The 682-nt window shown below is 67.4% G+C and carries 1 protein-coding gene; it reads right to left on the bottom strand.

Features of this window, described 5'->3' with window-relative positions; translation table 11 throughout:
* Positions 1-48 precede the first annotated feature (48 nt).
* Positions 49-405 carry a hypothetical protein gene (locus tag PQI23_RS13935; protein ID WP_339975562.1) on the bottom strand — a complete coding sequence of 119 codons (357 nt, stop codon included), beginning with the start codon at positions 403-405 and terminating at the stop codon, positions 49-51.
* Positions 406-682: the final 277 nt, after the last annotated feature.

Here is a 682-nt window from a genome sequence, read left to right on the forward strand (position 1 = left end):
CCCCCCCCCCCCCCCCCCCCCCCCCCCCCCCCCCACCCCGGTGCCGGGTCAGAAGAGCGTCCGGCAGTCGCGCCTGCTCGGCGAGGAGTGCCGCCGCGTAGGTGCTGGCAGCCGTCGGGCTGGTGGCTGCAGTTCCTGGGGTTGCAGACGTTCGGCGAGCACGCGTTTCACGTCGCTCCATAGATCAGGCCGATCATGCCGGGCGTCGCGTTCGCATTCCTGGCGCAGGTCGTGGAGGAAGCGGGCGCGTCGGTCTGGGGTGGAGAGCTGGGCTTCGTAGAAGCCGTCGAGGTTGTAGTGCGCGATGAACCCGAAGCAGCCGTGAGTGGAAAACCCGCCGTACAGGGATCGGGTGAAGCGCTCACGCGGGAAGTCAGCAGCGATGAACCGCAGCAGCGAGTTCACGAACCGGGCCTTGCGCTCCGGCGTGCCCGACTCCCACCCCGACGCCTCGAACTGGGCTGGCTGGTACCTCGGTGCTCCCGTGCTCATGGCGCGCGTCCCTTCCTCCGTGGAGTCTCGGTCAGGAAGAAGGTGCGCGTAGACAGCTACGGCGCAACGAGCAGATCGGCGCGAGCAGCGTGTGACTTCTGAGGCGAGTGATGGGGTCTGCTGCACGTTTAGGTGACATTCGATATGGCTGGTTCCGGCTGGCCTGGAAGGATGATCACTATGCCCCCTC

This window comes from Leucobacter sp. USCH14 (assembly GCF_037619215.1).
GTDB lineage: Bacteria > Actinomycetota > Actinomycetes > Actinomycetales > Microbacteriaceae > Leucobacter.